At 43.4% G+C, this 7330-nt stretch carries 6 protein-coding genes; 2 read left to right on the top strand and 4 right to left on the bottom strand.

What is annotated here, in order from left to right; genetic code table 11:
* Positions 1 to 134 precede the first annotated feature (134 nt).
* Together L4C36_RS23080 and L4C36_RS23075 are read right to left on the bottom strand one after the other, a co-directional pair.
* On the bottom strand, positions 135 to 383 hold the full coding sequence (locus L4C36_RS23080; RefSeq protein WP_428480122.1) for a hypothetical protein: 249 nt from the start codon (positions 381 to 383) through the stop codon (positions 135 to 137).
* 15 nt (positions 384 to 398) lie between these two features.
* Entirely contained in the window at positions 399 to 539 is a 141-nt protein-coding gene (locus tag L4C36_RS23075; RefSeq protein WP_428480121.1) for a hypothetical protein, read from the bottom strand.
* A gap of 98 nt (positions 540 to 637) precedes the next feature.
* On the opposite strand from L4C36_RS23075, the gene L4C36_RS23070 reads away from it, so the two are divergent.
* The gene (locus L4C36_RS23070; RefSeq protein WP_428480120.1) at positions 638 to 862 is read left to right on the top strand and encodes a hypothetical protein; all 225 of its coding nucleotides are present in this window, start codon (positions 638 to 640) and stop codon (positions 860 to 862) included.
* 287 nt (positions 863 to 1149) lie between these two features.
* On the opposite strand, the gene L4C36_RS23065 is transcribed toward L4C36_RS23070, so the two are convergent.
* On the bottom strand, positions 1150 to 1302 hold the full coding sequence (locus L4C36_RS23065) for a hypothetical protein (protein WP_428480119.1): 153 nt from the start codon (positions 1300 to 1302) through the stop codon (positions 1150 to 1152).
* Between the two features lie 381 nt (positions 1303 to 1683).
* Here L4C36_RS23065 and L4C36_RS23060 point away from each other — a divergent pair, with 381 nt between their 5' ends.
* On the top strand, positions 1684 to 5781 hold the full coding sequence (locus L4C36_RS23060) for an ImpA family metalloprotease (RefSeq protein ID WP_428480118.1): 4098 nt from the start codon (positions 1684 to 1686) through the stop codon (positions 5779 to 5781).
* Between the two features lie 84 nt (positions 5782 to 5865).
* On the opposite strand, the gene L4C36_RS23055 is transcribed toward L4C36_RS23060, so the two are convergent.
* Positions 5866 to 6843, bottom strand: coding sequence for a 5'-nucleotidase (locus tag L4C36_RS23055; RefSeq protein WP_428480117.1), 978 nt, complete (start codon positions 6841 to 6843; stop codon positions 5866 to 5868).
* Positions 6844 to 7330: the final 487 nt, after the last annotated feature.

Genomic DNA, 7330 nt, shown 5'->3' with positions numbered 1-7330 from the left:
GAATATGTTAAATGAATCTAACAAGTCCATCCATCACTTATGTGTACATCTGCCAACCAAATTCACAATAAAAATAATAGTCAAAACTACGAAGTTCATTCAACAGATAGCCCACAAACACATCAAAATCACGTTCAATCAGTACGGTCTAGGCAGGAAAGGCAACGCGTTAGCGCATGGCGGATAAGCGAATGAGCGAATGAGCGAATGAGCGGATAGTTTAACGTGACTTCAACACCAAACTGGCCGATCTCCGGCTCAAGTTGGGCAATGACTATATCAAGGCGTTCAAGCAAGCCATAACCGTAGGCAATGGCCTGATTGATTTCCATTTCACGCTTATAGAATTGTATGAATTGATTGGTGACGAATGGCTGATTCATTAGCGCCCTTATTGGCTACCAGCGAATCACGCCTTTCTTGTACGCTTTCCCATCCTGCAAAATATATTCGAGTTTCTGCAATGGGATGATCTCACTGGCGGGTATGCCTGTTTTGCGTTGTAGGTAGTGGGCACTGTCATCGGCTTTTTGCTTCATGACACATGCAAATAAAGCGTGAAGCTTGCCGAAGAACAAACTTTAAACACTTCAGCATTTTTAACTTTGTATTATCGTGTTCTCGGAGGTATTTACCTATGCGTATTTTATTGATTTTATCGAGCTTGCTGTTATGTGTGCCATCTTACGCAAAATCTGTCGATGCTTATCTTAATGACTATTCAAATTTTAGCTGTACAACCCTTGAGATAAAGAAAAAAGACATCAGGCAGAAATTCGGACATGTAAGTAAAGCCAAAAAGAACAAATACAAACGTCAATTAAAAGCTATTTCAATTTTAAATCGTGATAAAAGCTGCTGATAAGCTTTCTCTCAGTTTTTCTTATCTGGCTCGCCTATAAATTTCACTCAATCACTATTTACCTGAGTGAATCAAAAGCCCACTTCCATGGGCTTTCATCATCACTCTTCTTCCAAACACCCTTCTTTAACCTCGAATGCTGTCTCTGGTGCAATGTAACCACAGTCGAGACAAAGCAAATCACCGGAATACCTTCGCTTTACTTTTTCACAGCAGATATGGATCGAACGACATTCTTGTCTTGGGCACAGGTACATGGTTTCACTCCATTGATTTGATGGTGAAACTTACCATAAATGCTCATCAACGAATGTGATGCTTTCCATGCTGTTCGCTGTTATAAGCCTTTTACCCGCACGGCTTTTACGCATCACTTCAGGAAGCCATTCGCCAGAATCTTCACTCATCCCCAACAGTGTTACAACGTCACGAATGTTCATTCTGGTTAATTTGTCGTCCGTTTTTTATACAGCAAAGCCGAGATATTAGGCGCCGTCACCGTACATTGTCTTATTCTGCTTGCATATGCTGTTTAAACGTACGGTTTAGTGTTGTTTCTAACGAGATAAACGCTAAAAAYCACTCAAAAATAGATATTTAAACGCCAACAAACCCCATCATTTCCATTTTGATTGGACTCAATATCACAAAATAGAAGCAAAATTCAGATCTCATTATATTCCCTATGGTAATTTTCTCACCCTATGGGAATTGATTGTACATGCTACTCTCCCAATCACATTCTATTGTGATATAGCGGTGTCGCCAGCCCATCCTTGGGTCGTGAAAAAATACTAACAAAACTATTTGAGATAAAACCCGTGAAAAAGCTGTTATTAGCCTCCTTAATTACATCGGTGCTGACCGGTTGTAATGGCTCCTCTGAAAGTTCGAGTGTAAGTAAAGAAACCCCGGTTGTGCATGACATCCCTACCCTTTCTACGGAAGTCGGTGGATTTAATGGCACGTTCACTTACCGCATTGAAGCGACCGATCCCAATGGCGATACCTTGTCATTTGCATTGGAAGGCAACCCAGAATGGATCACTGTAGAAAGCACAACGGGTGTGATTTCTGTAGGGCTTGATCAAGCCATTGAGGGTGAATATACGTTCACTGTGCTGATCAGTGATGGCACCAATATTGTGAAACGCGTGATTAAACTCAATATCACACTGTTCACAGCTGATCCTGATAATGGCAGTCCGGCGATAACCGCCATCCCACCAATCAATGCGCGTACCAATTACGTATCTACATTTTCGGTTGAAGCAACAGATACCGAGCAAGATATTCTAAGTTACAGTTTAAGTAATCAACCTGATTGGATTTCGATTCATCCAGAAACGGGTGTGGTCTCTATTAATGCAAAAAGCGGACACCAAGGTGATTACGCATTTACAGTGAAAGTGGCGGATGGAAACACGCAAGTGGCTACGCCTGTCAGTCTTATTGTGGAATACGCGAGCGATCCTGATTTCCCAGAACTGGATAACAACACACCACTGGTTGATGCCATTCCGATGATATTGGCGAAAGCAGGTCAAACCGCCTCTCACCGAATTTTCGCGCGCGACATTGATAACGATACACTGACATACAGTCTCCATTCAGCACCATCTTGGGTATCGGTTGATCCACACAGTGGTCTGATTCAAATTAATGCAGACAAGACACACTTAGGTGATCATGCATTTAATGCCATTGTGACGGATGGTATCGTGGATGTTATTCGTTCTTTCCAAGTCCGTGTTGAATTACCTATTATTGAGTCAGGAAATACCCCTCCAACGGTAACGCGTATCCCGTCCTTGACGATGAAAACCGAACAGGAAGCCACTTACCGAATTAAGGCGTACGACATCGATAATGATGTTTTATCTTATTCACTGGCAAACCATCCTGAATGGATTTCGATTGAACCTAAGTCTGGGTTAATCACCGCCACGCCTTCTGTTTGGAATACGGGGACGTACACATTTTCTGTCACCGTCGCAGACGGTGAATCAGAAACCGTATCCAGCATGACGGTCATCGTTGAAGCGGCAGATGTTGCGAAAGATCCTGTTATTCAAGCCATTTTGACCGGTGACCATACGTTAGTCACTGAGCAACAGTTGTTAGACTTTGCCGTTAAAGAGATCAATCAAAAAACGGCTGACGATCAGGCAATCATTGATCAATTGTATACCGGGATCACGGGCATTAATTGGGTACCCACTCATGATGCAATGTTTGTTTCAAACTATAACAGTACTAACGGGAATATTCCGATTCTCACGACAAACGTTGACGATTCGGGCAATGCCATAAATATCCCCATCGGCCTGACGGGCAAGAAAGTCGGCGGTCAGCGTTATGCTATTTTTGGCGGCAACCCACTCGGTGTATGGGGTAACGACGATTTACATCTGTTCATGAAAAACGTGTTTGCTTGGATTTCCGGTGGTGAAAAAGAAAATCTGACGGTTGTGGTGGCCAACGTACCGAACGCCGGTTACTTCCCACATTACGATACGATGGAAGCATGGTTTAATAACCAATATCCTAATGCTCATACCATCAATAGCTATAAACAATGTGATTATGAAAATCTAGAAACCTGTGTCAAAGAGATGAAACCCGATGTGGTGCTATTGGGTTCTGATGATTATGAAGGCAAAGGCTATGACGGCATTAAGTCTGCCATGGCGTACATGGAGAAAAACCGTATTCCATTGGTGGTTACTCCGTATGGTCGAGACATGAATGCGTTGCTTACTCCGGTATTTGAAAGCAATGGCATCTCATTCGCTTCTAACTATTGGTCTCGCTATGTGATTGAATCGGGTGACCGTTCTGATGTCACATTAAAGCCAGATGTTCGCCTGGATGTGATCAATAAGTTCAAAAATCAGGACTTTGACATCAATGCGGCAAACTCATGTACGACGACTTACTTGCATTGTAATACTGGCGCATTTATGTCGGAATTCCGCACAAGTGCAGATGCATTTCAGGGCCCCGTTATTCGTTACGATGTTGCGGGTATCGATGTATTTGATGAGAAGGAAGAAGAGTTAACAAAAGTGTCACTGCTACTGGCAGACAAATACCGCTCAGAGATCGACTATCCAATATCACAATCCGATCCTGTTCAGTGGTACAAGGCTATATTTGCTGACTGGCTAGTGTCTTATGCACGTGATGATAATAAAGCTCAAAGTGATCTGGGTGAATATATTGTTGATACCCGAGATGTCGTAACGGGTGATGATGCACACTACACATATCCAGAAACCGTCACAGATACCAAAACGATAAGTGTTCCTTACAGTAACCAGTGGACGACAACCGGTTGGTATGCCCTGCCCGGTAAACCGGTTACCTTAACTCGTCATGGAGAAGACGACCATGAAATTATCGTTCAGCTCTATTATGGCCGTTCAAACACTAACCGTGTATATGAAACGAAAGTGTACCGAAAACCTGTTGATTTAACGACAGCACGAATTCGTGTGCCAGCAAAAGGATCGGTGACATTTTCAACGCCTTATGGCGCGCCTATTTATCTGAATATGCGACACAGCGAAAACAAGCCACTGTCTTCTTCTATCACGGCAACCGGTATTGCTGAACACCCGTCAATTACTGATTTTTCTGATCCACAGCAAGTTGTGCGTTTTGAAACATTGTTGAACAACACTGAGCTTCCGCATGTGGATCTTAAATCATTGGGTGCTGAACAACATTTACGCCGTGACAAGTTTAATTTGGGTATGACTGAACAATACCCAACGCCTTCGGCCCTACTTAAAGCGGTTAAGGAAGAACACCTAGAAACGGTTTATTCACTGGCGGCCTTTAAGGTACAAGGAAAAACATTGGATGAGTCTGTATCGGCAGATGCGATGGCCGTATGTAAAGCCAAGTTTGGCGCAGATTGTGTCGACGAAAACTTACATACCCGTAAAATCATTCAGCATGCTAACTATGATCAAGATGCACAATGCGGTATTGGTTGTGCCGGTAACCCTTGGGATTCAACTTACCCGATTACGCCGCGCGGTTGGTTAGACAATCACGAATTAGGTCACAACCTACAAACGGGTCGTTTGCGTGTGGGTTACACCACTGAAGATGGCCGTAATACATGGGCGAACTACCATGATCGTGCAGGTGAAAACTCAAACAACATTTTCCCTTACTATGTGATTTGGAAAGGACACAATGTTACTGATGGTTCAACGGCTGTGATTGAAGACGGACACATGAACTCGAAAGATGCGTTCTTTGCCATTCAATCAGATGCCGCTGGCGTGACGGATGCAAATGGTAATCGCGTCGTACTTGGTGCTTGGTGTGGTTCGGTCGGTACAGGTTCAACCCGTCATGATGCGATTTGGTCTAGCGGTGATTACGCGGCAAACAATAGTATTCGTATGTCGTTTTATATCCAAATGGCTCTGAATGCACATGGTAAAGTACTGTCTGACGGCACAACACTGACAAATGGATTTGATATTTTCACAGCCCTTTACCTGCATGAGCGCATCTACGGCACGGCGCTTGCCGACAGTGCAACTTGGCTTGCGAATCGTGATCGTCTAGGATTCAGTGCGTTTGATTTTGACACACCGCATGGCAATGTTTCTCGTATTTCGGGTAACGATTTCATGCTGGTATCACTAAGCTACCTGACCGGATTAGATTGGACGCCTTACTTTGACATGTACGGCCTGCGAAATACGGATCTCGCTAAGCAACAAGCGGGCATTCATGGTACGAAAGGTGCTATCGCGACGGGTATGTATGTTCTTGACCGAGATTTGCCACCGCTGAACATGTCGGAAGGTGTCGATTTCTTGCCTATCAACATGAGTAATGCAGAAACCGTTTGGCCTCGCGACGAGTCCTCACCTGTGGGTTGCGGTAAGTAATCAGACAAACGCACCTTTCGGGGTGCGTTTTCTTTATCTATTCATTTTATATACACGAATGTTGCCCTTACACTCCCTCACGGATTATTGATCCTTATTAGATCCTTTGCTCTCCTCTTCTGTATGACCAGGCACCTGAACATTCGCCACCCCAAACGGAATATGTACTGATGGCAGTACCGACGCAGACTGTAAGTGCAGTTGCTGATCATCAAAGAAAATGTGTGGCTTGAGGATTTCCAACACTTTCGACTTTTTCACCCCTCCCATAAAAAACGCATCATTCACGAAGATGTCCCACGCACGCATGGTGTTAATCACCCGTTTATGTGACGGTGCATTTCTGGCTGTAACGATAGATACATTAAGCAACGGCACATAGGTAGGATCGGTCAGTTGCTTTTCTGCTTCTAACTTTTGGATATCGGCAATCCGTTTTAAGAACGGCATCAGCGGCCCTGGGTTGTGTGGTACATCCACTAATTCAGACTCGTGGGAGTGGAAATCTGCCAACTGACCAGAACTTTGATATACCCCTTCGGATTCATCATCCGCAATTACACCATCAAAGTCGAAGGCAATACGCAAATCTAAATCATCCGTGTCATCAATAATGTTGTCACCATTGAGGATCTGCCCAGCAGGATAGCCGGCTAACACGGCCTGATGCACATCTTGCGAATTGGCCGACAGAAATAGCTCGATATCAAACGCGGGAATATAACGGTACGGTGATTTTCCTTGAAGAAACACCGCACGGGTGATCCCTAATTCATAATGCGCGATGGTATTCATGACGCGTAAGCCTGTATCAGGATCATTTCGCGACAGGAGAATCACTTCGACAGGAGGATCTTCTGGCCGTAATTCGTTGAGCTTTAATAATCGTCGAATGAAAGGAAACGCGACCCCACGTTTAAGCGGTTCATCTTGCATTTCTTTCTGATAATCGCGATAAGCTTCTTCGCCTTGGGTTCTAAAAATGTGGTCAGAGGCATCTAAATCAAACAACGCACTGGAAGACAGTCCGACAACAAGCCTTTTTGTTAAATCATACGGCATAAACTTTCCTTCTTTTTGTGGTGTTATGGGTAAATAGCAACGACATYTAACTTGTTACAGCGTCACTATCTAGCCTTACCCCTACCTATTTAGAATAATTAACAGCCATATCATACGCGAATCATACAGCGTGGTGAGATCGGTTGTCTTTTTCTATGTAGAACGCTTATATTTTACCCGATAGCGCAATATTTAAACTATATCTATCTGATTTTAATTGATTTACCGATGAAATCGAGGAGAAGAAGCATCAATTTTTCATTATATAAATTTAAAATGTAAACCTATTTTTATATGAAGAATTCAATAATGGAGGTGATCCCACATGACTTACCAAGCTGATTACAAAGCACTGTCAAATATTTGAACCGCGCCGGATAAATGACAGTTTTGCATTTACACATAATCATAAAAGACTCATTATGTCGCATAACCAGATGGAGTTTGTGGTTTTAGCTGCCAAGGAGTAATCATGAAGCATTGTGAT

This window comes from Photobacterium japonica, from assembly GCF_050337005.1.
Taxonomy (GTDB): domain Bacteria; phylum Pseudomonadota; class Gammaproteobacteria; order Enterobacterales; family Vibrionaceae; genus Photobacterium; species Photobacterium japonica.
This window is presented reverse-complemented; position numbering and strand designations above follow the sequence as displayed.